The following is a 1,019-nucleotide window of genomic DNA, read 5'->3' on the forward strand; positions in this document are numbered from 1 at the left end:
ACGTATTGCCGTTTGGCTGGTACCCGTGCTCGCCCTGACCGCGTGCAGCGGCTCGTCGGGCGCTGGGGAGCCGGCCGTCCCGATCGGAGCGATCCCCGTTGTCACCTCTCCCGATCAGATTGTTCGTCCGATAAGCGATTATCTTGCCAGCCCGCGCCAGGCGGCAGTCCTTCAGGACGCCGCCAACGCAGTCACCGCGCAGTGCATGCGGGACTTCGGCCTCCCAAGTTCGCCCACCCTGCTGGTGGGATCCGATACCGCCGTGAGGGACCTGTTGGAGCACACTCATCTTTATGGGTTCTTCGATCCAGCAGGAGCGGCCATCAGCGGCTACAACATGGTTCGGCTTCCCCCTGCTGGCGGCCAGGGAACTGCGCCGCTTTCGGCCGACGCCATCGCCGTGGAGTTCGGTCGCGACGCATCCGGGAGATCGGTGACGACGTTCGGCAACAAACCAGTACCTGCCGGGGGCTGCAAGGCCAAGGGCATCGAAGCCATCGGAGGCCCTCTTCCGGGGATCGATGCGAGTGCGCTGCCTAATGGTGGGCCAAAGGAGCCACTCGAAGACCCACGCGTCTCCGCCGCCACCGCGCAGTGGAGTGCTTGTATGAAGGTCAAGGGCTACCACTATGAAACGCCGTTCGAAGCGACGACCAGTCCGATAACGCAACCGCAGCGCCTCGCCGGCAGCGAAGCGGTTCCGCACTCCGCCGAAGAAATCGCCCAGGCCAAGGCCGACATCGACTGCAAACTCTCGACCAACCTCATAGGCATTGACCTCGCGGTCCAGACCGCATACGACAAGTCCTACATCGACAGCAACGTGACCGTGCTGAGCGAGTACCGTCAGCAGATCGAGGACCGGGTCCGTAAGGCGACCCAGATCCTCTCGGCGAACACCACCCCGTCCGGCTGACAACAGGGACTGTCACGGCAGCTGTAGTTCGTGATCACGTGGCTGCAGTGACCTCGTTCCAGCGGCGGTGACAGTCGGCGGCCCGGTGCTGGTGCCGGCGTCT

General features: G+C 64.2%; 1 protein-coding gene. It reads left to right on the forward strand.

Annotation, left to right across the window (positions count from 1 at the left end; translation table 11 throughout):
* A partial coding sequence (locus ACFW1A_RS40620) for a hypothetical protein (protein ID WP_380418790.1) occupies positions 1 to 916 on the forward strand: 916 nt, incomplete at its 5' end.
* Between the last annotated feature and the right edge of the window lie 103 nt (positions 917 to 1,019).

Origin of the sequence: Kitasatospora sp. NPDC058965 (assembly GCF_042741245.1) — a bacterium.
Lineage (GTDB): Bacteria > Actinomycetota > Actinomycetes > Streptomycetales > Streptomycetaceae > Kitasatospora.